Consider the following 26,066-nt stretch of genomic DNA (forward strand, 5'->3'; position numbering starts at 1 on the left):
CGCGGGCCCTGCGGCACACCGTGGCATGCGCGCTTCACAAGTCGCCGCCGGCGACGCTTAGACGCAGGGATGGCAGCGCCGTATGGATGGCCCATGCAGGCGTCGATGTCGCGGAGGGTTTGCCGTGGAAGACAAGCTCGACCGGTTACTGAGCGACGTCGCCCGGCTCAAGCAGGCGCTGCAGACGCGGAAGACCCCGGCCGAGCGCGCGTTCCGGCTCCTGGAGAAGATGCTGGCGCCGTTGGCGATGGCGGTGTTGGCCTTCTACGGCAATGCCGCCGCGGACAAGATTTCCGCAGGCCAGTTGGCGCTGGCGAAGCTCAGCGTGGAAGACAAGAACAGGGAGTTTGCGCGCTCGTTGCAGAGCAAGTACGTGGAACTCTTCTACGCCGACATCACCTCGGACGATCCCGTGCGGCAAGGCCACGCGCTGGGCCTGCTGCGCCTGATGGATCCACCGCTGGCGCTGCAACTGGCGGCGTTCGTCGCGTCCAGTCCCACGGCGCCGCCGGCGCTCAGGACGCAGGCCGAAGCCACCGGCCGGCAGATCCGGCGCGAACCCCGCGCGCCGTTGCGGCCGCCGTCCACGGCGGTGGCGGCACCGTCGGCACCGGCACGGCCGCGATGAGCCAGGCCGACGGCGGATGCGCGCCGATCAACTGCGGTTGATCGACGCATGTGATGCTCCATGGTCTTGAAGGAACCTGGAGCATCGTCGGCGCCGCCGCGCGCTGCCCGCCGTGTTCGGACGCGGCAGTCGCGGGCGATGTGTACCGCCTGAAAAAGACGCTGGATGCGAAAGCGACGGTCAACCGTGACGCGGCGTTCTGCAGGATCTGTCGCAACTCGGCAAGAAGCACTGCTGTCCTGTAGGAGCGGCTTCAGCCGCGACTGGCATGACCGATGAAGTCGCGTCGCGGCTGACGCCGCTCCTACGAGAAACCCGACGTCGACGACCGCGCGGCGCAGCCGGATACAGCGAAACGCAATCTCAGTGCGCGCCCAACTGCAGCCGCCGGTACAGCGTGCTGCGGCTGATGCCGAGCCGGCGTGCGGCTTGCGAGACGTTGCCGTTGCAGGCGTCCAGAGCCTGGCGCATGGCGCCGAGCGCGAGACTGTCGAGGTCGGCATCGGGCAACGGCATCGCGGTACCGGCGTTGCTGCCCTGCTCTACTGCGCGCACACCGGGCAGATAGGCCGGCAACGCGTCGCTATCGACCAGCGCGTCCGGCTCGCTCAGCGCCACCAGCGTGCGCAGGCAGGCCACCAGCTGGCGCAGGTTGCCCGGCCACGCATAGGCGCTCAGCGTCGCCAGGGCGGCCTCGGTCAGGCGCCTGCCCTGGCCAAGCCGTGTCCACAGCTCGGCGACCAGCGTGCGCCGGTCCGGATGCGCGCGCAGCGCCGGCACCTGCACGCAGTGGTGGGCGATGCGGTAGTACAGGTCGGGGCGGAAGCGCTGCTCGGCCATCGCCGCGTCCAGGTCGCGATGGGTGGCGCAGATCAGTGCGAAATCCAGCTTCACCGGTTTGCCGCCGCCCAGCGGCAGCAGTTCGCGTTCCTGCAGCACGCGCAACAGGCGCGGCTGCAGGGCCAGCGGCATGTCGCCGATCTCGTCCAGGAACAGCACGCCGCCATCGGCCTGGCGCAACAGGCCGGGGTTGCCGTGCTTGCGCGCGCCGGTGAAGGCACCATCCTCGTAGCCGAACAGTTCCGCTTCGATCAGCCCTTCCGGCAGCGCCGCGCAGTTGACCGCCACGAACGGGCGCCCGGCGCGGGCGCTGCGCCGGTGCAGTTCGCGCGCGAACACTTCCTTGCCGGTGCCGGTCTCGCCCTGCACCAGCACCGGCAGTTGCGCGTCGAGCACGCGCCGCGCGCGTTCCAGCGCCAACTCCTGTGCGGCGTCGAACAGCGGTGCGTCGGACGCTGCCACGGCCGAGGGCCGCGACGACGCGGTCACGGTGATCGGCGCCTGCTGCGGGCGTCGCCGCGGACGATCGTCGGCCGGGCTGTCGATGCGTCCGTGCAGCGCCCGTCCCTGCAGATCGAACACGCTGCCCTGCTGGCGCAGCCGCGACAGCGGTTCCTCGAACAGCGCCTCGTAGGGCGCGCGGCCGAGTTCGTGACGTTCAAGCCCGAATAGCCGCAACCCGGCCTGGTTGGCCGCCACCAGGCGGCCGTTGCGGAAGGCCAGCAGCGCCTCGCGTGCGGTGCCGAGCAGCGCCGGGTCGTGATGCACGCGCAGCAGTTCGCAGCCGGGAATGCCGTCGTCGAAATAGCGGTGCTCGATGTTGGCCACCGCCATCCGCGCCAGCGCCAGCGCATGCATGTGCTGCACGCTGGCGTCGCCGGAGATGTCGAGCACGCCGGCCAGGCGGCCGTAGGGATCGAAGATCGGCACCGCGGCGCAACTGAGGATCTGGTGCGGGGCGAAGTAGTGTTCGCCACCGCGCACTTCCACCGAGCGGCTTTCGACGATCGCCGTGCCGATCGCGTTGGTGCCGACCTGGGGTTCGCTCCAGCATGCGCCGGGCATCAGCGCCACCCTGCCCGCCTTGTCGAGGAAGCGCGGGCTGCCTTCGGCGTCGAGGATCCAGCCGGCCTCGTCGGTGAGCAGCACGATGCTGCCGGTGGCCGCGGCGTCGCCGGCCAGGCCTTCCAGTTCGGCGCGGGCCAGCCGCCACAGGCGCTCGTGCGCCTCGCGCAGGGCGCGCAGGCGCGAGGCCTCCAGCGGCTCGATTGCCGGCTTCGCGTCCGCGGCCAGGCCCAGGCGCTGGCAGCGCTGCCACGACTGCAGGATGGTGTCGGGCACCTGCCCGACCGGCGCGCCGCCGCGTTCGAAGAAGGCCCGCCGGGCCTGGCCGAGTTGGTGTTGCGAAGGGTGCTGCGCCATGTCCGGCTCCGCTGTCGCAGATTGCGACACCTGGTGATACGGGTGTTCCGATAAACAGCACATCCGCCGGCGCGGCGCAATCGGCAGGCGTGGCGCGGCGCAGCAAAACCTGACGGGGTGCGTCGCTGTGTCGCGGTGCGAACGCGTGGCGCGGCGCAGCACGCAAAACCTGGCATCGGTCTTGCGCATCTGCAGCTACCCGGACGGGCCTGCCCTGTCCTTTCCGACCGCCGAAGGAGCACACGATGAACGCCGTCAGCACCGCCAAGCCGCATGCCACCGATCCGCAGTCCATCTTCAAGTCGCGCTACGGCAACTTCATCGGCGGCAAGTGGGTGGAGCCGAAGAGCGGGCAGTATTTCGACAACAGCACGCCGATCACCGGCAAGGTGTTCACTGCAGTGGCGCGCTCCAATGCCGAGGACATCGAGGCCGCGCTGGACGCCGCGCACGCCGCCAAGGACGCCTGGGGCAAGACCTCCAGCACCGAGCGCAGCAACGTGCTGCTGAAGATCGCCGACCGCATCGAGCAGAACCTGGAGCTGCTGGCCTATGCCGAGACCTGGGACAACGGCAAGCCCGTACGCGAGACGCTCAACGCCGACGTGCCGCTGTGCGTGGACCACTTCCGCTATTTCGCCGGCGCGGTGCGTGCGCAGGAAGGCGGCATCTCCGAGATCGACCACGACACCATCGCCTACCACTTCCACGAACCGCTCGGCGTGGTCGGCCAGATCATTCCGTGGAACTTTCCGCTGCTGATGGCGTGCTGGAAGCTGGCGCCGGCGCTGGCCGCCGGCAACTGCGTGGTGATGAAGCCGGCCGAGCAGACCCCGGCCTCGATCCTGGTGCTGATGGAAGTGATCGGCGACCTGCTGCCGCCGGGCGTGCTCAACGTGGTCAACGGCTTCGGCCTGGAGGCGGGCAAGCCGCTGGCCAGCAACCCGCGCATCGCCAAGATCGCCTTCACTGGCGAGACCACCACCGGCCGGCTGATCATGCAGTACGCCAGCCAGAATCTGATCCCGGTGACGCTGGAACTGGGCGGCAAGTCGCCCAACATCTTCTTCGCCGACGTGATGGCCGAGGACGACGATTTCCTCGACAAGGCGGTGGAAGGTTTCGTGCTGTTCGCCTTCAACCAGGGCGAGGTCTGCACCTGTCCGTCGCGCGCGCTGATCCAGGAATCGATCTACGAGAAGTTCATGGAGAAGGCGCTCAAGCGCGTGGCGGCGATCAAGCAGGGCAACCCGCTCGATCCCAACACCATGGTCGGCGCGCAGGCCTCCAGCGAGCAGTTGGAGAAGATCCTGTCCTACATCGACATCGGCAAGCAGGAAGGCGCCGAAGTGCTGATCGGCGGCGAGCGCAACGCGCTGGATGGCGAGCTGGCCGGCGGCTTCTACGTCAAGCCCACGGTGTTCAAGGGCCACAACAGGATGCGCGTGTTCCAGGAGGAGATCTTCGGCCCGGTGGTGTCGGTGACCACCTTCAAGGATGAGGCCGAGGCGCTGGCGATCGCCAACGACACGCTGTACGGCCTGGGTGCCGGCGTGTGGAGCCGCGATGCGGCGCGGCTGTACCGCATGGGCCGCGCGATCCAGGCCGGACGGGTGTGGACCAACTGCTATCACGCCTATCCGGCGCATGCCGCGTTCGGCGGCTACAAGCAGTCGGGCATCGGCCGCGAGAACCACAAGATGATGCTCGACCACTACCAGCAGACCAAGAACCTGCTGGTGAGCTACTCGCCGAAGGCGCTGGGCTTCTTCTGACGCGCAGGCAGGGCGGCGGCACGCGCACAGGCGTGTCGTCGCGTTGCCGCCAACTGATCTGGATCAAGGCAATCCGTCGCCGGTCGCGCGATGGTGACATCACCCGTTTTTCTCAGGAGCGTTGCAATGGACAAGACGATGAAAGCCGCCGTGGTGCGGGAATTCGGCAAGCCGCTGGCGATCGAGGAAGTGGCGGTGCCGCGGCCGCAGGCCGGCGACATCCTGGTCAAGATCGAAGCCTGCGGCGTGTGCCACACCGACCTGCACGCGGCCGAAGGCGACTGGCCGGTGAAGCCGAATCCGCCGTTCATTCCCGGCCACGAGGGCGTGGGCCACGTGGTGGCGGTGGGCGCGGGCGTGGACCACGTCAGGGAAGGCGATCGTGTCGGCATTCCGTGGCTGTACTCGGCCTGCGGCCATTGCGAGCACTGCCTGGGCGGCTGGGAAACCCTGTGCGAGACGCAGCAGAACACCGGCTACTCGGTCAACGGCGGCTTCGCCGAGTATGCGCTGGCCAATGCCAACTACGTCGGCCACCTGCCGAAGAACATCGGCTTCGTCGAGGTCGCGCCGATCCTGTGCGCCGGCGTCACCGTGTACAAGGGCCTGAAGGTCACCGACACCAAGCCAGGCAACTGGGTGGTGATCTCCGGTATCGGCGGCCTCGGTCACATGGCGGTGCAATACGCCAAGGCGATGGGCCTGAACGTGGCCGCGGTGGATGTGGACGACGCCAAGCTGGCGCTGGCCACGCGCCTGGGCGCGACGGTGACGGTGAACGCGCGCACCACCGACCCGGTGGCGTACCTGAAGAAGCAGATCGGCGGTGCGCACGGCGCGCTGGTCACCGCGGTCTCGCCGAAGGCGTTCGAGCAGGCCATCGGCATGGTCCGCCGCGGCGGCACCGTGTCGCTCAACGGCCTGCCGCCGGGCCAGTTCCCGCTGGACATCTTCGGCATGGTGCTCAACGGCGTGACCGTGCGCGGCTCGATCGTCGGCACGCGGTTGGACCTGCAGGAGTCGCTGGAATTCGCCGAGCAGGGCAAGGTGGCCGCGACCGTGGCCACCGACACGCTGGACAACGTCAACGACGTGTTCGCACGCATGCATGCCGGCAAGATCGAAGGCCGCATCGTGCTGGACATGGCCGCCTGATGGACGCGCCCGCGCCCACTGACGCGCTGCCGCCGCAGGTGCTGGCGACGCTGCCGGCCCTGCAGCTGATCGCCAAGCTGCGGGCGCGGCACGGCGCGCTGCTGTTCCACCAGTCCGGCGGCTGCTGCGACGGTTCCTCGCCGATGTGCTATCCGCAGGACGACTTCATCGTCGGCGACCGCGACGTGCTGCTAGGCGAGATCGGGCAGGCGCCGTTCTACATCAGCCCGTTGCAGTTCGCCTACTGGAAGCACACCCAGCTGATCATCGACGTGGTGCCCGGCCGCGGCGGCATGTTCTCGCTGGAGAACGGCGAGGGCGTGCGCTTCCTGGTGCGCTCGCGCCTGTTCACCGACAGCGAGTACGCCGCGTTGGAGGCGGCAGGGAAGGTGTAGGAGCGGCTTCAGCCGCGACGGGCGTGACCAGGAACGCCCATCGCGGCCGAAGCCGCTCCTACAGACGTGATGCATCGCGTCGACGCTGCCCTCGGCGTCCTACGACGCCTTCGGCGCCTTCGCCGGCACGAACGGCGACACAGGGTCGCTGGCGGGGAAGGTTTCTTCCAGCGCTTCGTCCTGGTTGGCGTCGGCATGCCGTCCGTGCGCGGTGTCGGGCGTGGAATGCGCCGGCGTGTCCGGCGGGGCAGGGCGATCCTCGCCGGTGCGTGGTTCGTGCTCGACGATGGTCTCGGGCCGGTCGCCGGCGCCGCGGTCTTCGCTGAGCTGCGTCTCGCGCTTGCCGCGTTGTTCGCCGGGGAGGGGGGCCGCGCGGCGCAGCGGGTCGGTGGGCGTGGACATGTCCGGTTCCTCCAGAGGAATGGCGGCGGAGGTCCAGTTCACCGCCGCGGCAGTGAAGCCATTGCGAATCGCGGCCCTTGCACGCGTCGGTCACGAACCGCTAACGGGGCGGGCGCTACTCCTGCGCATCCCCCCGCCGAGCCGCCCGGAGCCCTGCCATGCGCCCCAGCGACCGCCCCGACCCGCTGCTGTTCAACGCCCATCTGGATCCCTTGCCGAGCGTGCCGCCGCCGCGCCGCCGTGGCGCCGCGCCGCGCCCGCACGATGCGCCGGACTACCGCCGCTACAGCCTGGCCGACTACCGCCAGCGCCGTGCGCGCCACCGCACGCCATGGCGCGACCTGTGCCCGGCCTATGCCTTCGCCCTGCAGACTCACGCCCGTGGCTGGCCGCGCGGGCCGGAGGCCGAGACCGATGGCGAATTGGCCGCGCATTGGGACCTGGTGCGCGGCGATTCGCGGCTGGACTGGGACCAGGCGCGGCAGGTGGTCGAGGACGCCTGGCAGGCGCTGGACCACCTGCCGGCGCAGGCGACCGGCATGGAGCCGCACTGATGCCGCGCCCGATCTGGACCGGCACGCTGTCCTTCGGCCTGCTCAACGTGCCGGTGTCGCTGATGTCCGGCGAGCGTCGGGTCGATCTGCACTTCCGCATGCTCGACGCGCGCGACAAGCGCCCGATCCGCTTCGAGCGGGTCAATGCCGACACCGGCGAGGAAGTGCCGTGGAAGGACATCGTCAAGGCCTACGAATACAGCAAGGGCAACTACGTGGTGGTCGAGCAGCAGGACATCGCCTCGGCCGCGCCGGAGAGCCACGAGGCGGTGGAGGTGGAAGCCTTCGTCGACGCCGCCGAGATCGACCTGCGCTACTTCGAGAAACCCTACGTGCTGGTGCCGGGCAAGAAGGCCGAGAAGGGCTATGTGCTGCTGCGTGAGACCCTGCGCAGCACCGGCAAGGTCGGCATCGCGCGGGTGGTGATCCGCACCCGCGAATACCTGTCGGCGGTGATGCCGCTGCAGGATGCGCTGGTGCTGATCCTGCTGCGCTATCCGCAGGAACTGGTGGACCTGGACGACTACACGCTGCCCAGCGGCAAGGCCGCCGACTACCGGATCAGCGCCAAGGAAACCGAGATGGCGGCGCAACTGATCGACTCGATGTCCGGGCGCTGGGACCCCGATGCCTACCACGACGAATTCCGCGAGCGGCTGCACGCGGTGATCCAGAAGCGGATCAAGGCGCAGGAGGGCACCACCCAGGTCGACGAGGACGCCGAGGCGCCGCACCACGAGGACGCCACCACCAACGTGGTCGACTTCATGTCGCTGCTGCAGAAGAGCCTGGAGGCCAAGAAGCGCACGCCGGCCAAACAGGACGAGCGCGTGCCGGTGCGCAAGACCGCGGCGAAGAAGAGCGGCAAGCCGGCCAAGAGCGCGGCCGGCAAGGCCAAGAAGGCGACACGCGCCAAACCGGCGGCGGCCAAGGCCAAGCCGGCTGCGCGCAAAGCCCCGGCACGACGCAAGGCCGGCTAGGGCAGGTCGGTCGCGGCGGCGCCAGGGCCGCCGCGACCGGCGCTACGCCGAGACCATCGCCTCGCGCGTCACCTGCGCCAGCGACTCGCGCGAAATCGACGCGATCGACCTGGCGCCGGTCAGGGTCATCGCCACCCGCATCTCCTTCTCGATCAGGCCCAGCAGGTGTTCCACGCCGGCCTGGCCGGCGGCGGCCAGCGCGTAGACGAAGGCGCGGCCGAGCAGCACCGCGTCGGCGCCCAGCGCCAGCATGCGCACCACGTCCAGGCCGCTGCGCACGCCGGAGTCGGCCAGGATCTTCAGCTCGCCCTTCACCGCATCGGCGATCGCCGGCAGCGCCCGCGCGCTGGACAGCACGCCGTCGAGCTGGCGCCCGCCATGGTTGGAGACGACGATGCCGTCGGCGCCGAAGCGCACCGCATCGCGTGCGTCGGCCGGGTCGAGGATGCCCTTGATCAGCATCGGCCCGGTCCAGTACTCGCGGATCCACTCCAGGTCCTTCCACGAAATCGACGGATCGAAGTTGGCGCCGAGCCAGCCGATGTAGTCGGCCAGCCCGGTGGGGTGGCCGCGGTAGGTGGAGATGTTGCCCAGGTCGTGCGGGCGTCCGCGCAGGCCCACGTCCCAGGCCCAGCGCGGATGCGTGAGCGCCTGCAGCATGCGCCGCAGCGGCGCGTTGGGGCCGCTCATGCCCGAATGGGCGTCGCGATAGCGCGCACCCGGCACTGGCATGTCCACAGTGAACACCAGGGTGGTCACGCCGGCCGCCTTGGCCCGCTCCAGCGCGTTGCGCATGAAGCCGCGGTCCTTGAGCACATACAGCTGGAACCACATCGGCCGGTCGATCGCCGGCGCCACTTCCTCGATCGGGCACACCGACACGGTGGACAGGGTGAACGGCACGCCCTTGGCCGCCGCCGCCCTGGCCGCCTGCACCTCGCCGCGGCGCGCGTACATGCCGGTCAGGCCCACCGGCGCCAGCGCCACCGGCAAGGCCAGGCGTTCGCCGAACAGCTCGGTCTGCAGGTCCAGCGCCGACATGTCGCGCAGCACCCGCTGGCGCAGGGCGATGTCGCCGAGGTCGGACACGTTGCGGCGCAGGGTGTGTTCGGCATAGGCGCCGCCGTCGATGTAGTGGAACAGGAACGGCGGCAGCCGGCGCTGGGCGGCGGCACGGTAGTCGGTGGCGGCGGAAATGATCATCGGGGCAGGGCGGTCAGGGAGAGGAGGGCAGGCGCGAGGCACGCGCGCGGCGCGCATCGTCCTCGTCGAGCGTGCGCAGCGCGCTGTGCACGAATTCCAGGTGCGCGTGCGCGGCGGCGCGGGCGCGTTCCGGGTCGCCGGCCAGGATCGCGTCGCGCAGCGCGCGGTGCTGGGCGTGCAGGGCGGCGAAGATGCGCGGCGAGGCGAACAGTTGCTGCCGGCTCTGCGAGATATTGGCCTGCAGCAGGTCGAACAGGCCGCGCATCACCTGCAGCAGCACGCGGTTGTGGGTGGCCTCGGCGATGGCCAGGTGGAAGTCCGCGTCGGCGTGCGCCTGGGCGGTGGCATCGGCCTGCGCGTGGGTCTGCAGCAGCGCCTCGAACGCGGCGTCGATGCGCGCGCGGTCGTCGTCGGTGGCGCGCAGCGCCGCGTGCCAGGCGGTGGCGCCCTCCAGCGCATGGCGGGCCTCCAGCACGTCGAAGCGGTACTCCGGGTCGGCGTGCAGCAGCGGCAGGAACGGCTGCAGCGGCGCCACCACCTGGTCCTCCGGAGTCGGTGGCCGTTGCACGTAGGTGCCGCCGCCCACGCGCGCCCGCAGCAGCCCCTGGCTGGCGAGCTGGGCGATGGCTTCGCGCAGCACCGGGCGGGACACGCCCAGTTTCGCGGCCAGGGCGCGCTCGGCGGGCAGGCGCGCGTCGACCGCCAGGCCGCGTTGCGCGATCAGTGCGCGCAACTGGGCGGCGACCCGGTCGCTGAGCCGGGCAGGGGGCTCGGCCGCGGTGTCGGCGCTGGCGGCAACGGGTAGATTGGTCATACCGATTTCGTAAAAGCGAAGCGCGTGGTCTGGCCATTAGGCGCCTCGTTTCACGCAACGTCAATCACCGCAGTAACATGCGGCGCCGAATTGGTCATACCAATCAGAACATACGATAGCGCCCCATCGCCGCGGCCAGCACCACCAGGATTGCCACCAGGGCCAGCTCCAGCCCGAGCAAGCGCTGCAGCGTTCGCACCTGCGCGGGCGGCGGCGCCCAGTCCGGCTGCCGCCGCGCCTGCCGGCGCCAGCGCAGCAGGCGCAGCGTCGGCACCAGCGAGAGCAGGCCGATCGCCGCGAAGGTGCCGAGCTTGGCCCAGAACCAGGGGTTGTGCAGGTAGTAGTCGGCGCCCTTGAGTCCGTAGCGCACGCGCAGCGCGCCGATCGCCAGGATCAGCAGCGCGGCCACGCCGTATATGGCGTCGATGTGGACCAGCCGCGTCAGCTGGATGCGCGCCAGCGGCGTGCGCAGCAGGGCCCATTCGGCCACCAGCGCGGCGATCAGCAGCAGCATCGCCAGGTGGTGCAGGGCGGCCAGCAGCAGGTCGACAGTGCCCATCGACGCGGCCTCACCACACCCACGGCAGCAGCCGCCAGCTGTGCGCGGCGTAGTCCGGGTAGTCCTCGGGGAAGGCCTGGGTCAGCATCGCTTCCTCCACCCGGATGCGGCGCAGGAATGCCCAGGTCACCGGCAGCACGACCGCCAGCAGCGACAGCACGTTGCCCATGCCCAGCGCCAGCCCGTAGAACGCCAGCAGCGCGCCGGTGTACGAGGGATGCCGCAGATAGCGGTACGGCCCATGGCGGACCAGGCGGTGGCCTTCCTGGATGGTCACGTCGACGGTGAACCAGCGCGCCAGCACCCGGATCGACCACAGCCGCAGCGCCAGCCCGCTGGCCAGCAGCACGCAGGCCGTCCAGCGCAGCGGCTCCTGCAGGTGCGGCGCATACCGCCACACGCCGAGCATCGACAGCACCACGCCCAGCGCCACCGCCGCGTACAGCACACGCCACAGCAGGCGCAGCGTGCCCTGGTCGCGGGCACCGCCATCGGCGGCGCGACGGCGGCGGCTGAGCAACATCTCGTAGGCGCCCCAGCTCAGGCCGAGCAGCATGAACAGCAGATCCGGATGGCGCAGGGTCAGGGGCATGGCGGCGTCCTCGTGGCGGCGTGCAACAGCGGCATTGCGTGGCAAGGTGGATGAACCGGGCCCGTCCTGCATGTCGATCGTCCGGCATGCAGCGGGTATGGACACAGTGTGCCGCGCGCGCCGTGGTGCGGCAGTGGCCGCAGGTCATGCCGTCCGCCTGCCGAAAGTCACTTTCTGCGCCCGCCCCATTGCCGTCGCATCGGCCCGCGGTCAGCATCGGCCGCATGAACCGATTCCTGCGCGACCTGATCGAACCCAAGCGCCTGGCCGGGCTGCTGACCGTGGCCACCGTGCTGTGGTCGTTCCAGTTCGCGACACATGCGTTGGCCGTCTGGCGCTGGATCGCGGCGACGCTGTTCCTGCTGCCGCTGCTCGGCGCCCACTACCTGCCCGCGCGTTGGCGCGACGCCGCGCTGTGGGTCGAAGCGGCCGCGGCGATGGCCCTGGTCTGGCTGGAGCCGCACGTCGGCACCGCGCCGGTGCTGCTGGTGGTGGTGGTCGCGCAGGTGGCGTTGCAGTGGCCGCCGCGGCCGGTGCTGGCGCTGGCGCTGCTGGCCAACCTGGGCACCTTCCTGGCGCTGTCCGCCGCCGGCATCAGGCATCCGCTGCTGACCACGCTGATCTACGCCGGCTTCCACGCCTTCGCCGGCCTCAGCGCGCACTACGCGCGCACCGCCGAACTGGCGCGCGAGGCGCTGGCGCGGGTCAACGCCGACCTGCTGGCCACCCGCGCGCTGCTGGCCGACAGCACCCGCGACGCCGAGCGCCTGCGCCTGGCCCGTGAACTGCACGATGTGGCCGGGCACAAGCTCACCGCCCTGCGCATCCAGTTGCGCCTGCTGCTGGCCGATCCGGCGCTGGCGCAACGCCCGGAGGTGGCGACGGTGGAGCGGTTGTCCGGCGAACTGCTGGCCGACATCCGCGCGGTGGTGCAGTCGCTGCGCGACGAACGCGGCGTGGACCTGGAGACGGCGCTGTGCGCCCTGGCCGCGCCGTTCCCACGGCCGCAGCTGCAACTGCAGATCGATCCAGCGCTGCGCATCACCGATCCGCACCTGGCCGAGACCCTGCTGCGGCTGGTGCAGGAAGCCCTGACCAATGCCGCGCGGCATGCCGACGCGGCGCATGTGCGGGTGCGCCTGGGCCAGGACCGGCAGCAGCTGTGCCTGGACATCGAGGACGACGGCCACCGCGCCGAGCGCATCCGCGAGGGCAACGGCATCGCCGGCATGCGCGAGCGTCTGGCCGCGCTGCATGGGCGCCTGGAACTGGGCCGCACGCCGCTAGGCGGCATGCAGCTGAGCGCGAGGTTGCCGCTGTGAGCGCGCTGCGGATCGCCCTGGCCGACGACCAGGTGCTGGTGCGCGCGGGCCTGCGCGCGCTGCTGCAGACCCAGGGCATCGTCGTCGCCTGCGAGGCCGACGACGGCCAGGCCCTGCTCGACGTGGTGGCGGCCACGCCGGTGGACGTGGTGCTCAGCGACATCCGCATGCCGGGGATGGACGGCATCCAGGCGCTGCAGCAGTTGCGCGCGCGCGGCGACCGCACGCCGGTGCTGCTGCTCACCACCTTCGACGACTCCGACCTGCTGCTGCGCGCCACCGCCGCCGGCGCGCAGGGCTTCCTGCTCAAGGACGCCGCACCGGAGGACCTGCGCGAGGCGATCGCGCGCGTGGCCGCCGGCGAGACCCTGCTGCAGCCGGTCAGCACCGACCCGGTGCGCGCGCGCTACCGCTATCGCGACGAGGACGCGCCGCGCGACACCTTCAACGAACGCGAAGTGGCGATCCTGCGCCTGCTTGCCGGCGGCTATTCCAACAAGGAGATCGCGCGCAGCCTGTTCTTGGCCGAGGGCACGGTGAAGAACTACGTCTCCACCATCCTCGACAAGCTCGGCACCCGCGACCGCACCCGCGCCGTGCTCAAGGCGATCACCTTGCGCATCATCTGATGCGTGCACAGCGGTGGCGCTGCGACGTCCACCGGCAGCGCGTCGGGACTGAAGTCCCTCCCACAACGATGCCACCGCGCCGTGCCGCAGCCTGCCGTAGGAGCGGCTTCAGCCGCGACAACCGACGGCGCGATGCGTGGTGCGCCGACCAGCGCGATTCACCTCGCGCCAGCGCAGCGCCCGCCGTCGCGACGCCGCCTTTGTGGGAGCGGCTTCAGCCGCGACGCGACACCACCCGAACGCGTGCGCGCACCCGCAGTACGCTCCATACCCCGCCGTGTGCTGCCACCGGGACTTCTGTGCGCCCGCCGCAGACATTAAGATGCCGCGGGCATTGTGCCGACGAGGAATTCACGTTGATCATCCATCCGAAAGTCCGCGGTTTCATCTGCACCACCACGCATCCGCTCGGCTGCGAGCGCAACGTGCTCGAGCAGATCGCCGCCACGCGCGCGCGCGGCATGCGCCACGACGGGCCAAAGAACGTGCTGGTGATCGGCGCGTCCAGCGGCTACGGCCTGGCCTCGCGCATCACCGCTGCGTTCGGCTTCGGCGCCGCCACCCTCGGCGTATTCTTCGAAAAGCCCGGCAGCGAGAAGAAGGCCGGCACCGCCGGCTGGTACAACGCCGCCGCCTTCGATAAGCACGCCAAGGCCGCCGGCCTGTACAGCAAGTCGATCAACGGTGACGCGTTCTCCGACGAGGCGCGCGCCAAGGTCATCGAACTGATCAAGCAGGACATGGGCGGTCAGGTCGACCTGGTGGTGTATTCGCTGGCCTCGCCGGTGCGCAAGCTGCCGGGCACCGGCGAAGTGAAGCGCTCTGCGCTCAAGCCGATCGGCCAGACCTACACCGCCACCGCCATCGACACCAACAAGGACGCGATCATCGAGGCCTCGATCGAGCCGGCAACCGAGCAGGAGATCGAAGACACCGTCACCGTGATGGGCGGCCAGGACTGGGAACTGTGGATCGACGCGCTGGACGCCGCCGGCGTGCTCGCCCCGGGCGCGCGCACCGTCGCGTTCAGCTACATCGGCACCGAGATCACCTGGCCGATCTACTGGCACGGCGCGCTGGGCAAGGCCAAGGTCGACCTCGACCAGACCGCGCAACGCCTGCACGCCCGCCTGCAGCAGCACGGCGGCGCGGCCAACGTGGCGGTGCTGAAGTCGGTGGTGACCCAGGCCAGCGCGGCGATCCCGGTGATGCCGCTTTACATCTCCATGGTCTACAAGATCATGAAGGAAAAGGGCCTGCACGAAGGCACCATCGAGCAGGCCGACCGCCTGTTCCGCGAACGCCTGTACCGCGAGGACGGCCAGCCCGCGGCCACCGACGACGAGAACCGCCTGCGCCTGGACGACTGGGAACTGCGCGACGACGTGCAGGACGACTGCAAGGCGCTGTGGCCGCAGGTGACCACCGAGAACCTGTTCCAGCTCACCGACTACGCCGGCTACAAGCACGAGTTCCTCAAGCTCTTCGGCTTCGAGCGCCAGGACGTGGACTACGACGCCGACGTCGACCCGGACGTGAAGTTCGATTGCGTGGAGCTCTGAGGAGCAGGGATTGGCGAGTGGGGATTCGGGCGTCGTCGTGATCCCGGATCCTGGAGAGAACATGCGGCCGGCAGCGATGTCGGCCGTTTCTGTCTGGCTATTGGCTGATATGAAGCAAATACCCAGACCAGAGCAAGCGCAGCATAGTGGCAGGCCTGACAAAGGCCGCGCAGCGACGGTGGTCTGCGGCACTGGATGGCGACCTGCTCAGCGCTGCGCTTGCGCCTTGCATGACCATGGGTCGATGCCACGTCACGGCAGAAGCCACCCTACAAAAAAGTGCGCGCTATGTAGGAGGCACTTCCCCAGTCTCGCCCAGCGAAAAGAAAGATTTCCTTTCATGCCAAATCTTGAACACCATCGCCGCTAGGGATGATGGCCAACACGGCAGGGCTATGCAGTGTAAAATTGTGCAGATATTGTATGAATGCACAGCGCCCTGTGTGCATAGATGGAAGGATGAAGATGGCATATGAACTAACACAGGAGCGGCGGGACGAATATCGTGCTACATCCATCCGCTCACAACAAAGAAAACAGGCATTCCTGCGGGAAAATCACCTAAATCCTGTCAACTCCCCTCTACGCCGCAAACGGCTGGACCCAGTGGACTTGATGCCGCAATTGGACAGCAACGGCCTGACATGCCTCTCGTTGTTTTCGGGCGGTGGAGGTCTTGACGTTGGGTTTGAGCAGGCTGGGTTCGACCATCAGGCATGCTTCGAGCTACTGGACGTTTGCGGCCAGACGCTACGAACCAACAGACCATCGTGGGACGTGCGATCCGGAGTAGATGACGGCGACGTTAGAAAAGCCAAGTTTTCGCCATTTCGTGGCGTTGATGTGGTTCATGGCGGACCACCGTGCCAGCCGTTTTCCGTTGCTGGCAAACAAGCCGGAGCCGAAGACCCCCGGAACATGTGGGGCGATTTCGTTCGTTGTGTGGTCCAGGCGCGACCACGTGCATTTGTTGCAGAGAACGTCGTCGGTTTGCTAGACAAGAAGTTTGAGTGTTTTGTTCAACGTGTAATCATCGACCCTCTTGCGTCGGATTACACAATTTTCAAGTTCAAGCTTGCTGCTCACGACTTCGGCGTACCGCAAGCACGCCGCCGAGTTTTCTTCGTAGGCTTCCGGGCCGCCCGCGATGCCGCCAGGTTTCAGATTCCTCAGCCAACGCACGGCGATGTGGAGGACCTGCTATGTCCGCTTTTACCTAGAAATACCGCGCGGATGAGCCTTGGCCTACCCGATACAGGATATGACGATGTTGCTCCAACATTGCGGTCTGGCTTCACCGGCCCCAGGAACACGACCGGTATCTTGAACAGCAAGGCGGCGCTGAACATTTGGAACGCTCTGGAGATATGGCCAAACGGCGTTCAAAAGACGCACTCGCTTGCAATGGCTTACCCACCGGAAAACGGACACTTTCGGCTTTCTGTTGATGATTGCGCTTTATTGCAGGGCTTCCCCGGTGATTGGAAATTCTCCGGCGCGGTATATCAAGCGCTTGGCCAGATTGGTAATAGCGTGTGCCCTCCGGTCGCGTATGTCGTCGCTCGTGAGGTCGCAAGGGCTTTGGGTGTAGCGCAATGACGGTTCAGGACGACGAGCGCGAGCGCGAACTATCGGCACTCTTTGGGTTGGATTGGGATGCAGCCCATGAGAGGCATGGTGTTGATGCGCTTCTCCCTGATGTCGTCGTTGACGGAGTCAATTACCAGTTCGAGGTCGAAGTTAAGTCGTCTACTGCATTTGACATTGGGACGGCACGAGACTTTGGCATGTCCCACATCGAGCGCTGGCGAAAGATGTTTTTTGTCTTCGGTTTCTATACAAAGGAGCGCCGTCCGGAACTGCGGACGAGCCTTTGCTTGACGCCCATGGACATGGAGCCATGGCTTGCCGGGAAAGAGGCTCAAATTCTCATCGACTACAAACTGGCTGAGTGCCTTCCGCATCGCTTGCAGCTCGATGACCTTTTCTCCGTATGCGGGGAGCGTGACACGTATTCGATCGAAGACGCGAAGAAACTACATAAGCAGCAGTACAGCGCTGCCCAGTATGTAGCCGCTGCGGATGTGGTCCAAGATGGCGTGCCCTGCATTTCCCAAGCGAACATGCTTAAAATTTTGAGGGAGCGAGCTTTGTATGTCGCGCAGCGTGGGGCTACCGTCAATAATCCTCACATCACCAAGACATACCTCACGCCGTTCTTGGGCACGGATCGAGAAGTCATTGGGCGAGTTAACTGTGCGGCAAAGATGCGTGCGCTGGCGGAAAGTTTCATAAGACAGCACCCGGGGCACCCATCCGCAACGATCATGCCTCCAACCGGCTTAGCAGGTATGGCTGGACTGTGAGGCATCGCCAAAAGCTAGTGCTTGTTTTGGCGGGGCATAACCTTTTAAGTTAAAAAATTTCAGTTCGAGTCCGGGTGCAGTCGGTGACATACAAGCGCCTGAAAATTGCTCGTCGTGCTGGCTCGGACCATACGGCTCGCGCAACCGATAAGGCGAATCTCTCGGGATGCAGCGAGCAGGATCTATGGTGGGGATCGTCGGGCGACTTTGCTACCAAATGGTCTCCAACGGCGTAGTACACCACCAAGGCCGGCTGGGGTGTCCGTCTGCGGTTTCGCGCTTTGGCTGCTTCCAGGAGCTTGGTGCGGAATGCCCATCTTCCTAGCAAGCTGCCAATGTTCAAACGAGCACGTCCTTGCGGTGCAAGCGTAGCACGCGTGTAGTCGGCTCCGGGCTTTGCTATCGCCCTTGGCGCACGTGTTGAGCAGGTCGAACAGTGTGCGGTTGTGGCGCTCGGTCTTGGTGTCGTAGGCGGCAAGCTCGAACGCAGTGGCCTTGGCCCTCTCCGCGCACGATTCCCCACTCCCAGCCCCTCACCGCTTCACATCGAACCGTGTCGCCCCCACGCACGCCCGCACCTCGGCTTCGCTCAGCGCCAGCACGTCGCCCGGCAGCGTGTGCTTGAGGCAGCCGGCGGCCAGGCCGAAGCGGATCGTCGCGGTGTCGTCCCATCCGCGGCTCAACCCGTGCAGCACGCCGGCGGCGAAGGCGTCGCCGCCGCCGATGCGGTCGACGATGCCGCTCAACTCTTCGGCCGGCGCCTGCGCCACGCTGCCGTCGCGGCGCAACAGCATCGCGCCCAGGCTGTGCCGGTCCACGCTGTGCGCCACGCGCTGGGTGCAGGCCATCGCCTGCAGCTGCGGGAACGCGGCGAAGGCGTCGCGCGCGCCCGCTTCCACCCGCGCCTGCACGCTGTCCTGCGGATAGCGGTGACCCAGCACCACCTCCAGGTCGCGGTAGTCGGCGAACAGCACGTCCGCCTGCGCCAGCAGCTGCCGCAGGATGCCCGGCGCATCGCCATTCCAGGCTTCCCACAACTTGGGCCGGTAGTTGCCGTCGAACGACACCCGCACCCCGGCCGCGCGTGCCGCCTGCGCGGCCGCCAGTGCCGCCGCCGCGCCGCGTTCGCCCAGCGCCGGGGTCACCCCGGACAGGTGCAGCCACTGCGCGCCCCGCAGCAGCGCAGGCCAGTCGTGCTGGTCGCCCGCATCCAGCGCGAAGGCCGAGCCGGCGCGGTCGTAGGTGACTTCGCTGGGCCGGTGCCCGGCGCCGGTGCTGAGGAAGTACAGGCCCATGCGCCCGGGCACGAAGCGCACTCCGCCGGTGTCCACGCCATGCCGGCGCAGTTCGCCGGCCGCGGCCTGGCCCAGCGGGTTGTCCGGCAGTACGCTGACCACCGAGACGGCATGGCCGAAATGCGCCAGCGCCACGCCCACGTTGGCCTCGGCGCCGCCCACCTGCACCTCCAGCCGTGGCGTCTGCAACAGCCGTTCGTGGCCGGGCGCGCCCAGGCGCAGCAACAGTTCGCCGAAGCAGACGATGCGGGAAACGGTCATGGCGGGCGGATCCGGGCGGCCGAAGGGACGCCAAGCATGCCGCGAAACGCGCACCTCGGCCAGAAAAACTGACTAGCGGTGTCATTTTCGTGCGACAGCACGCGGTTCGGCACTGGCCAGCGTCGCGATCGTGCGCTATCTCATTGACTGAAAAGACCCTGTGGTCGCCGGGCACTCTGTTGCGCTGCAAGATGCCGCAATGTTTCGCAACTGTTAACGTTGGTTTTGACTAGCGGTGTCATTCGCGACAACGCCCGTAGTTCAACGCCGTCATGGAACCCTTGGGAGGGGAGGACATGCAATCACGTACCGAACGCCGGAAGACACCGGTTACCTTGCTCGCGCTGTCGATCGGCCTGGCCCTGCAGGCCGGTGCGCTGCAGGCGCAGGAGGCGCCGGCGTCCGCGCCGCCCGCCACGGCCTCGGCCGATGCCACCACCGAGCTCGACACCGTCGTCGTCACCGGCTACCGCGCCAGCGTGGAGAAGGCGCTGGACATCAAGCGCGCCGAAAAGGGCATGGTCGACGCCATCGTCGCCGAGGACGTGGGCAAGTTCCCCGACACCAACCTGGCCGAATCGCTGCAGCGCATCCCCGGCGTGGTCATCACCCGCGACGCTGGCGAAGGCCGCAACATCTCCGTGCGCGGCCTCGGCCCGGACTTCACCCGCGTGCGCATCAACGGCATGGAAGCGCTGACCACGGTCGGCGCCAGCGACCAGAGCGGCGGCACCAACCGCGGCCGCGGCTTCGACTTCAACGTGTTCGCCTCGGACCTGTTCACCCAGATGGTGGTGCGCAAGACCGCCTCGGCCGACGTCGAGGAGGGCTCGCTGGGCGCCACGGTCGACCTGCGCACCGCGCGGCCGTTCGACTACGACGGCTTCACCTTCGCTGCCAACGGCCAGGCCACCTACAACGGCATGTCGCAGAAGGCCGATCCGCGCATCGCCGCGCTGGTCGCCAACACCTGGGCCGACGGCACCTTCGGCGCGCTGATGTCGGTGGCCTATTCCGAGCGCCAGGTGCTCGAGGAAGGCAGCGGCACCACGCGCTGGGCCAACGGCCCCAGCAACAACGGCTACAGCGCCGCCTCGCCGTTCGCCGCGGCCAACAGCGCCAACGTGTTCAGCCCGCGCATCCCGCGCTACACGCAGATGGAGCACGAGCAGAACCGCCTGGGCGTGACCGGCTCGCTGCAGTGGAAGCCCAACGACAGCACCGAGTTCTCGCTGGACGGCCTGTACTCGAAGATCGACGCCAAGCGCGACGAGCACTACATCGAGGCGATCAGCTTCAGCCGCGGCCGCTCGCAGAACGGCAAACCGGACATGATCGTGCGCGACGGCTACGTCGACCCGGCCTCCGGTGCGCTGCTGTACGGCCGCTTCGACAACGTCGACATCCGCTCGGAGAACCGCCACGACGAGTGGAACACGGTCTTCAAGCAACTCACCCTCAACGGCGAGCACCGCTTCAGCGACACCTTCAAGATCACCGGCGAGATCGGCAGCTCCAGTTCCAAGCACCGGAATCCGATCCAGACCACGATCATCATGGACAAGAACAACGTCGCCGGGTACAGCTACGACTACCGCAACAGCTACACCTCGCCGGTGTTCAACTACGGCATCGATCCCACCGCCGCCAACGGCTGGACCCTGGCCGAAGTGCGCATGCGTCCGCAGTCGGCCAACAACAGCTTCGACACCGGCTCGTTGAACTTCGAATGGAACCTGGGCCCGAACTTCACCCTCAAGGGCGGCGTGCTGGCCAAGAACTACGGCTTCGACACCAAGGAGTTCCGCCGCGCCTCCGAGACCAGCGTGCCGACCTTCGCCACCGGCAACCGCATCGTGCCGGTCGACCTGGTGACGCTGGCCGGGCTGAAGGGCATCGAAGGCACCCCGTCGAACTGGGCGGTGCCCGACCTCAACGGCATCGCTGATGCGCTGGGCATCTATAGCGGCACCGGCACCTGGACGCTGACCGAGCGCGCGGTCAACACCCGCAGCGTCGAAGAGAAGGACCGCGGCGCGTGGTTGATGGGCGACTTCGCCTTCGACATCGGTGCGATCCCGTTCTCCGGCAACATCGGCGTGCGCTACGTGAAGACCAACCAGTCTTCCACCGGCTACGCCCTGGTCGGCTCCAACCTGATCAACACCACGGTCGAGCGCGACTACCACGACACCCTGCCGTCGCTGAACCTGGTCGCCGAGATCACCCCGGACTTCCTGATCCGCTTCGGCGCCGCCAAGGTGATGACGCGTCCGGGCCTGGGCAGCCTCACCCCGGGCGTGACCGTCGCCGTGGCCGGCGGCGCGCGCACGGTCAGCGGCGGCAATCCGAACCTGGATCCGATCCGCGCCAAGACCGCCGACCTCGGTTTCGAGTGGTACCTGCAGGAAGGCGCGATGCTCGGCCTGGCGCTGTTCTACAAGGACATCGACAGCTTCGTGCAGACCGCGCGCACCATCGCCCCGTACTCCAGCAGCGGCCTGCCGGTCAGCCTGCTCGACGGCACCGGCGCGGCTGCCACCGACGACTTCGTCTTCAGCGTGCCGCTCAACACCCCGGGCGGCAAGCTGAAGGGCGCCGAGTTCAACTACATCCAGCCCTTCAGCTTCCTGCCGGGCAAGTGGGCCAACTTCGGCACCCAGCTGAACTACACCTACGTGCAGTCTAAGATCCAGTACGTCACCGGCACCGGCGCGCTGTCGTTCAACACCGACCTCACCGGCCTGTCGAAGAACTCGTACAACGCCACGCTGTTTTACGAAGGCGAGCGCTTCAGCGGCCGCGTGTCGCTGACCCACCGCGACGGCTACCTGACCCAGGTGCCGGCCACGGAAACCGGCTTCGACATGCACGGCATGCGCGGCACCAATGTCGTCGACGCCAAGCTGACCTACAAGATCGACGAGAAGATCGACATCAGCCTGGAAGGCTCGAACCTGACCAACGTGCCGTACTACGAGTGGGTGCAGACCAGCGCGGGCGGCGCGCAACTGCCGCTGACCTACAGCGAGACCGGCCGCCAGTACGCGATCGGGGTGCGTTACAAGTTCTGATGGTTGCGTGCGCCGGTGCCGCGCTGCGGCATCGGCAACGCCCCGCTGCCCGCATACTCGCGGGCCGGGGAGGGAGATCGACGCTTGCCGTCATGGTGCGCGCCGATCGCAAAGGAGCGAGATGAAACAGGCAATGTGCCGCAGCGCTATGCGCGCTGCCCGTGGTATGGCGTCAATGGGTGTCTGGGCATGGCAGCGCCTGGGGGCACATGCGATGCGATGCCTGATAGCCATCGGCTCCGTACGCACGTCATCGGATATGCCGGCATCGCGCGTCGCGGCTGAAGCCGCTCCCACATGTGTGGTACTGCACTGTGGGAGCGGCTTCAGCCGCGACGCGCTGTCCCGACCGCCTTCGGCACGGCAAGGCTTTGCTGCACAAGCCTCCAACCTGCATAGAGCACGCCGCATCGCGCATTACATCGCCCTGCACTGCATCCTCGCACTCCCCACCATCGCCACCGCCGCCGCCCCCGAACTCCTGTTTCGCGTCTCCGCCGACCAAGGCCTGGACGCCGACGTCGCCCACGGCGACCCGACGCCCAACTTCCGCGACAAGATCGCCCTGGTTCCCACCGGCGTCTCCGGCCAGGCCATCGAATGGGCCGACGACGGCGTGCTGTCCTGGAACGCCCCCGGCAACCTCTACGCCCAGCGCGGCACGCTGTCGTTCTTCTGGCGCTCGCGCTACCCGGTGGGCGAAGCGCCGTTCGTGATCTTCCGCGTCGGCTACGCCGACCACACCAGCTGGGACATGGCCTGGCTGCGCATCGACTGGAACGGCCACGGCTTCGATGCCTTCGTCACCGACGCCAACCTGGCGCGCACCCGCGTCTCCTTCAAACTCGACAAGGTCCCCGCGCCCAGCGCCTGGACCCACCTGGCCTTCGCCTGGGACGAGACCCGCGGCGTGCGCCTGTACGTGGACGGCAAGGAAGCCGCGCGCGTGGATTGCGCGCAGGCCTGCGCCGATGGCGGCTCGCTCGACTTCGACGCCGCGCTCGACCAGCTCGGCCTGGCCGCGCGCGTGCTGGCGCCGCACCAGGTGCAGAGCCGCTACAACTTCCTGCGCGGCAGCGACGTCGACGAGATCCGCGTCTACGACCGCATGCTCGACGCCGCGGGCGTCGCCGCGCTGGCCCGGCAGCAGGAACCGCGCAGCGCCGAGGTCGTGCCCGACAGTGCCGCACGCAAGGCCTGGCTGCATCGCTTCGGCTGGGACCACGGCCGCGCTCCGCCGGCGCTGGATGCCCCGTCCACGCGCATCCGCAAGGTCGAGTTCGCCGACGCCAAGGACCTCAAGGAGTGGATGTGGAAGGCGACCGACGGCATCGCCGAGACCACCTGGCCCGGCGTGTATAACCGCTCGCGCCTGCCCGGCCGCAACGACTACTTCCAGTTGCCCGACTGGAACGTCTACGTCGAAGGTGGCAAGGCGCTGGACCTGGCTCTGCCCGACGAACCGTTCAACCGCATCGAACTGCGCGGTGCCGCCTACGGCCAGGCCACCTATGCCGCCGCTGGCGCCACGCCTGCGCCGCTGTTCTCGCGCGCCCAGGGCACCGTGCGCAGCGTCGACCAGTTCGAACGCCGCCGCGGCGGCCACCTGCGTTTCACCAATGTCGCCCAGGAAACCCCGATCCAGGAGATCTGGGCCTACGACGTCGGCGCCGGTGCCGAGCCGGCCACCCCCAGCGCCACGCTGCGCTACACCGTGCGCAGCGACATCGCCCCGGACTACGCCAACCTCGCCGCGCTGCGCGCCTACATCGCCGGGCGCTACCCGCCGGACGAGCGCAGCACCGTGGTCGCATTGCCGACCAAGGCGCCCTCACGCAAGCGTGCCGACGACAAGACCGCGGTGCAGCCGCTGCCCATCGTGCATGTGCTCATCCCCTCCAACCTCGGCGACGCACCGGCCGCGCAGCCGCTGATGCGCAGTTGGTCCTACGGCTGGGAGAACATGCACGATGGCCTGGACGGCATCGCCATCGACCTGCCGGCGCTGCAGCTGCCGGCTACGCACAACGGCCTGATCCCGCTCAACATCCGCGTCAAGGATCCGATCTGGCCCGGCCGCGACATGCTCGACGTGTCGGTGTCGGTCGCGCCGGGGCAGGCGCGCACGCTGTGGCTGGATCTGCGCGACCGCATCCTCACCGACGACAGCCTGATGCTCAGCATCGCCTCGGCCGCCCCCGGCTTCGACGCGCGCGCGCTGGACGGCGCGCAGATCCGCCTGCTGTTCAAGCCGCGCGACCAGGCGAAAGTCGAGCACATCGCCGACCGCTTCAACCAGGTCAAGGACAACTGGGGCTTCCTGGTCGAGGAACACACCACCTCCAAGCGCCAGCGCCTGTACGCGCGCCTGGATGCCGACATCCACGACCTGCTGCGGGTGGACCCGGACAACGCGCTGGGCCGCCAGTACTGGGCCGACATCAGCTACGGCAACCAGGGCCCGCTGCCGGTGCAATTGCCGCAGCCGCCCAAGGGCGTGCCGGGCTGGGCGTTCTGGCAGCTGGAAGATCTGAAGGCCACGCGCCGCTACATCAACTGGTGGATCGACGAACGCCAGGTCGACTACGGCGATTTCGGCGGCGGCATCTCCGACGATTCCGACCTCACCCAGCAATGGCCCGGCGTTGCCCTGATGGGCGTGGACCCGGACAAGCTCAACGCCTCGCTCACTGCCCTGTCCGACGCCAACTACCGCAACGGCATGTTCACCGACGGCCTCTCCACCATCGAGACCGACGAACTGCATTCCTACGAGGACGGCATCAACATCAACAGCGAAATGCTCTACCTCAACTGGGGCGACCCGCTGACGGTGGAGCGGCTGATGCGCACGGTGAAGGCGTTCGACCGCATCATCCAGGTCAACCCACAGGGCCACCTGCTGTTCGCCAGCAACTGGTTCGGCGGGCGCAAGGTCTACCGCGAACCGAACTGGCAGTGGCAGAAACCCTATTCGTTCCCGATCCTGCACCCGGCGCTGCTGCTGGGCGGCTACAACGCCGACCCCAACAGCCGCCGCATCGTCACCGGCCTGGCCGACGGCTACCTGGCCCACGCCTACACCGACGCCAAGGGCCAGTGGGCGCTGCCCAACGAGATCAACTGGGCCACCGGCAAGACCCGCGGCGGCAGCCTGTTCGACGGCAGCGGCGGCCCCGACACCCTGCACACCTTCTGGGCCGCCTACCGCTGGACCGGCGATGCGCGCTACCTCAAGGCGATCGACTACCGCGTCGCCAAGGCCGGCCCCGGCGGCCTGTCCCTGCTCAACGAGAACTTCCTCGACGTGCTCGGCAAGCGCGACAGCTGGGGCGCCAGCCTGGCCAAGGCGGCGGCCGACGCCGACCCCGACGACGCCCCGGACTTCGCCCACCACGTCGCCTGGGAACAGAGCGGCGACCCGCGCTGGCTGGAGACCCTGTACCGCGCCGAGACCCGCGACAAGCTGCAGAGCTTCTACATGAACACCGAAGGCCACTGGTGGAGCGACCGCGTCGAATCGCCCACCGTGAACCTGCAGCGCGCCCGCCTCGGCGGCGTCGCCCTCAAGCGCAACCAGACCTACCCCGGCCACACCGTCAGCTGGCGCTTCGCCGATCCCGAAGGCGCGGTGCAGGTGGCGCTGCTGCTGCCCAAGCCGCGGCAGGACCGCTTCACCGTCATCGGCTACAACACCAGCGGCAAGATGCAGCGGGCGCAGATGACTGGGTGGAATGTCGCTGCCGGGCAGTGGCGCATGCGTTCGGGTGTCGATCGCGATGGCGATGGGAAGATCGATGGCAAGGCAGCCACGCGCGAGTTCGCGTTCGAGAAGAGCGGCGCTGTGGACGTGGAGTTCCCGGCCGGGCAGACGGTGGTGATGGAGTTCGAGCTGGTCGCGCCGGCCGCGGTGCCGGTCGAGCTACGGCCGGATCTGGGGATTGGGCGTGGGGATGTGCGGGTGACCGCGGATGCCATCGAAGTCACCGTGCATAGCCTGGGGCATGTGGATGCGCTGGCGGGGTTCGTGGTGTTGGAGGATGCGCGGGGCAGGGAATTGGCGCGGGCGGCGTTTCCTGCGTTGGAGGCGCCGCGCGATCTGGAGCCGAAGACGGCGCAGGTGCGGTTGGTGGGCGCGGGTAGTGGACGCCTCAGTGGCGCCCGGTTGCGCCTAGTGACCGTAGGGAAGGTGGATGAGGTAACCCAGCGAAACAATGCGATGGATTTGCGATGAAATC

At 68.1% G+C, this 26,066-nt stretch carries 20 protein-coding genes; 13 read left to right on the forward strand and 7 right to left on the reverse strand.

Going from position 1 to position 26,066, the window contains the following annotated elements:
• Window positions 1–124 precede the first annotated feature (124 nt).
• On the forward strand, window positions 125–628 hold the full coding sequence (locus tag J7357_RS07280; protein ID WP_209245589.1) for a hypothetical protein: 504 nt from the start codon (window positions 125–127) through the stop codon (window positions 626–628).
• Between the two features lie 363 nt (window positions 629–991).
• Here the strand turns inward: J7357_RS07280 and J7357_RS07285 are convergent, their stop codons facing one another.
• A complete protein-coding gene (locus tag J7357_RS07285) occupies window positions 992–2,890 on the reverse strand; it encodes a sigma-54-dependent Fis family transcriptional regulator (protein WP_209245590.1) in 1,899 nt (632 codons plus the stop codon).
• Between the two features lie 245 nt (window positions 2,891–3,135).
• Between J7357_RS07285 and adh the strand changes: the two genes are divergently transcribed.
• The 3 genes from adh to J7357_RS07300 all read left to right on the forward strand — a co-directional run bounded on the left by adh (window position 3,136) and on the right by J7357_RS07300 (window position 6,215).
• Window positions 3,136–4,665: an aldehyde dehydrogenase gene (gene adh, locus J7357_RS07290; protein WP_209245591.1), complete on the forward strand. Its 1,530-nt coding sequence runs from the start codon at window positions 3,136–3,138 to the stop codon at window positions 4,663–4,665.
• A 126-nt stretch (window positions 4,666–4,791) separates the two neighbouring features.
• Window positions 4,792–5,820, forward strand: coding sequence for an alcohol dehydrogenase AdhP (gene adhP, locus J7357_RS07295; RefSeq protein ID WP_209245592.1), 1,029 nt, complete (start codon window positions 4,792–4,794; stop codon window positions 5,818–5,820).
• On the forward strand, window positions 5,820–6,215 hold the full coding sequence (locus J7357_RS07300) for a DUF779 domain-containing protein (RefSeq protein ID WP_209245593.1): 396 nt from the start codon (window positions 5,820–5,822) through the stop codon (window positions 6,213–6,215). Before adhP ends, J7357_RS07300 begins: the two co-directional genes overlap by 1 nt.
• A 99-nt stretch (window positions 6,216–6,314) precedes the next feature.
• Here J7357_RS07300 and J7357_RS07305 read toward each other — a convergent pair whose 3' ends face one another.
• Window positions 6,315–6,617: a hypothetical protein gene (locus tag J7357_RS07305; RefSeq protein WP_019801302.1), complete on the reverse strand. Its 303-nt coding sequence runs from the start codon at window positions 6,615–6,617 to the stop codon at window positions 6,315–6,317.
• A gap of 158 nt (window positions 6,618–6,775) precedes the next feature.
• On the opposite strand from J7357_RS07305, the gene J7357_RS07310 reads away from it, so the two are divergent.
• Both J7357_RS07310 and J7357_RS07315 read left to right on the forward strand, forming a co-directional pair.
• Window positions 6,776–7,171, forward strand: coding sequence for a hypothetical protein (locus J7357_RS07310; RefSeq protein ID WP_209245594.1), 396 nt, complete (start codon window positions 6,776–6,778; stop codon window positions 7,169–7,171).
• The gene (locus J7357_RS07315) at window positions 7,171–8,151 is read left to right on the forward strand and encodes a Ku protein (protein WP_209245595.1); all 981 of its coding nucleotides are present in this window, start codon (window positions 7,171–7,173) and stop codon (window positions 8,149–8,151) included. The genes J7357_RS07310 and J7357_RS07315 overlap by 1 nt, the downstream gene beginning before the upstream one ends.
• Before the next feature lie 42 nt (window positions 8,152–8,193).
• Here the strand turns inward: J7357_RS07315 and lldD are convergent, their stop codons facing one another.
• The 4 genes from lldD to J7357_RS07335 form a co-directional block, all read right to left on the reverse strand.
• Complete coding sequence (lldD, locus tag J7357_RS07320) at window positions 8,194–9,354, reverse strand: FMN-dependent L-lactate dehydrogenase LldD (RefSeq protein WP_209245596.1); 1,161 nt, start codon at window positions 9,352–9,354, stop codon at window positions 8,194–8,196.
• Between the two features lie 13 nt (window positions 9,355–9,367).
• The gene (gene lldR, locus J7357_RS07325) at window positions 9,368–10,168 is read right to left on the reverse strand and encodes a transcriptional regulator LldR (RefSeq protein WP_209245597.1); all 801 of its coding nucleotides are present in this window, start codon (window positions 10,166–10,168) and stop codon (window positions 9,368–9,370) included.
• Window positions 10,169–10,271: 103 nt separating this feature from the next.
• A complete protein-coding gene (locus J7357_RS07330; RefSeq protein WP_209245598.1) occupies window positions 10,272–10,727 on the reverse strand; it encodes a DUF2214 family protein in 456 nt (151 codons plus the stop codon).
• A gap of 10 nt (window positions 10,728–10,737) precedes the next feature.
• Window positions 10,738–11,319, reverse strand: a complete 582-nt coding sequence (locus J7357_RS07335; protein ID WP_209245599.1) for an isoprenylcysteine carboxylmethyltransferase family protein — start codon at window positions 11,317–11,319, stop codon at window positions 10,738–10,740.
• 224 nt (window positions 11,320–11,543) lie between these two features.
• Between J7357_RS07335 and J7357_RS07340 the strand changes: the two genes are divergently transcribed.
• The 5 genes from J7357_RS07340 to J7357_RS07360 all read left to right on the forward strand — a co-directional run bounded on the left by J7357_RS07340 (window position 11,544) and on the right by J7357_RS07360 (window position 17,198).
• Window positions 11,544–12,641: a histidine kinase gene (locus tag J7357_RS07340; RefSeq protein ID WP_209245600.1), complete on the forward strand. Its 1,098-nt coding sequence runs from the start codon at window positions 11,544–11,546 to the stop codon at window positions 12,639–12,641.
• Window positions 12,638–13,270, forward strand: coding sequence for a response regulator transcription factor (locus J7357_RS07345; RefSeq protein ID WP_010340637.1), 633 nt, complete (start codon window positions 12,638–12,640; stop codon window positions 13,268–13,270). The genes J7357_RS07340 and J7357_RS07345 overlap by 4 nt, the downstream gene beginning before the upstream one ends.
• Window positions 13,271–13,626: 356 nt before the next feature.
• On the forward strand, window positions 13,627–14,832 hold the full coding sequence (gene fabV, locus J7357_RS07350; RefSeq protein ID WP_209245601.1) for an enoyl-ACP reductase FabV: 1,206 nt from the start codon (window positions 13,627–13,629) through the stop codon (window positions 14,830–14,832).
• A gap of 459 nt (window positions 14,833–15,291) precedes the next feature.
• Complete coding sequence (gene dcm / locus J7357_RS07355; protein WP_209245602.1) at window positions 15,292–16,431, forward strand: DNA (cytosine-5-)-methyltransferase; 1,140 nt, start codon at window positions 15,292–15,294, stop codon at window positions 16,429–16,431.
• Complete coding sequence (locus tag J7357_RS07360; RefSeq protein ID WP_209245603.1) at window positions 16,428–17,198, forward strand: hypothetical protein; 771 nt, start codon at window positions 16,428–16,430, stop codon at window positions 17,196–17,198. The genes dcm and J7357_RS07360 overlap by 4 nt, the downstream gene beginning before the upstream one ends.
• A 533-nt stretch (window positions 17,199–17,731) precedes the next feature.
• Here J7357_RS07360 and J7357_RS07365 read toward each other — a convergent pair.
• Window positions 17,732–18,754: a sugar kinase gene (locus J7357_RS07365; protein WP_209245604.1), complete on the reverse strand. Its 1,023-nt coding sequence runs from the start codon at window positions 18,752–18,754 to the stop codon at window positions 17,732–17,734.
• 296 nt (window positions 18,755–19,050) lie between these two features.
• Here J7357_RS07365 and J7357_RS07370 point away from each other — a divergent pair, with 296 nt between their 5' ends.
• Both J7357_RS07370 and J7357_RS07375 read left to right on the forward strand, forming a co-directional pair.
• Window positions 19,051–21,828: a TonB-dependent receptor gene (locus J7357_RS07370; RefSeq protein WP_209245605.1), complete on the forward strand. Its 2,778-nt coding sequence runs from the start codon at window positions 19,051–19,053 to the stop codon at window positions 21,826–21,828.
• Window positions 21,829–22,249: 421 nt separating this feature from the next.
• The gene (locus J7357_RS07375; RefSeq protein ID WP_209245664.1) at window positions 22,250–26,062 is read left to right on the forward strand and encodes a LamG-like jellyroll fold domain-containing protein; all 3,813 of its coding nucleotides are present in this window, start codon (window positions 22,250–22,252) and stop codon (window positions 26,060–26,062) included.
• Window positions 26,063–26,066 lie beyond the last annotated feature (4 nt).

The sequence above is a fragment of the Xanthomonas sp. D-109 genome (assembly GCF_017746095.1).
Classification (GTDB): domain Bacteria; phylum Pseudomonadota; class Gammaproteobacteria; order Xanthomonadales; family Xanthomonadaceae; genus Xanthomonas_A; species Xanthomonas_A sacchari.

Bases quoted from the DNA above. Each gene is read 5' to 3' on its own strand.
- J7357_RS07300 (WP_209245593.1), top strand. From the start codon at position 5,820: ATGGACGCGCCCGCGCCCACTGACGCGCTGCCGCCGCAGGTGCTGGCG.
- J7357_RS07305 (WP_019801302.1), bottom strand. From the start codon at position 6,617: ATGTCCACGCCCACCGACCCGCTGCGCCGCGCGGCCCCCCTCCCCGGC.
- J7357_RS07285 (WP_209245590.1), bottom strand. From the start codon at position 2,890: ATGGCGCAGCACCCTTCGCAACACCAACTCGGCCAGGCCCGGCGGGCC.
- adh (WP_209245591.1), top strand. From the start codon at position 3,136: ATGAACGCCGTCAGCACCGCCAAGCCGCATGCCACCGATCCGCAGTCC.
- J7357_RS07310 (WP_209245594.1), top strand. From the start codon at position 6,776: ATGCGCCCCAGCGACCGCCCCGACCCGCTGCTGTTCAACGCCCATCTG.
- J7357_RS07315 (WP_209245595.1), top strand. From the start codon at position 7,171: ATGCCGCGCCCGATCTGGACCGGCACGCTGTCCTTCGGCCTGCTCAAC.
- lldD (WP_209245596.1), bottom strand. From the start codon at position 9,354: ATGATCATTTCCGCCGCCACCGACTACCGTGCCGCCGCCCAGCGCCGG.
- dcm (WP_209245602.1), top strand. From the start codon at position 15,292: ATGAAGATGGCATATGAACTAACACAGGAGCGGCGGGACGAATATCGT.
- J7357_RS07360 (WP_209245603.1), top strand. From the start codon at position 16,428: ATGACGGTTCAGGACGACGAGCGCGAGCGCGAACTATCGGCACTCTTT.
- J7357_RS07365 (WP_209245604.1), bottom strand. From the start codon at position 18,754: ATGACCGTTTCCCGCATCGTCTGCTTCGGCGAACTGTTGCTGCGCCTG.
- J7357_RS07330 (WP_209245598.1), bottom strand. From the start codon at position 10,727: ATGGGCACTGTCGACCTGCTGCTGGCCGCCCTGCACCACCTGGCGATG.
- J7357_RS07335 (WP_209245599.1), bottom strand. From the start codon at position 11,319: ATGCCCCTGACCCTGCGCCATCCGGATCTGCTGTTCATGCTGCTCGGC.
- J7357_RS07370 (WP_209245605.1), top strand. From the start codon at position 19,051: ATGCAATCACGTACCGAACGCCGGAAGACACCGGTTACCTTGCTCGCG.
- J7357_RS07340 (WP_209245600.1), top strand. From the start codon at position 11,544: ATGAACCGATTCCTGCGCGACCTGATCGAACCCAAGCGCCTGGCCGGG.
- lldR (WP_209245597.1), bottom strand. From the start codon at position 10,168: ATGACCAATCTACCCGTTGCCGCCAGCGCCGACACCGCGGCCGAGCCC.
- adhP (WP_209245592.1), top strand. From the start codon at position 4,792: ATGGACAAGACGATGAAAGCCGCCGTGGTGCGGGAATTCGGCAAGCCG.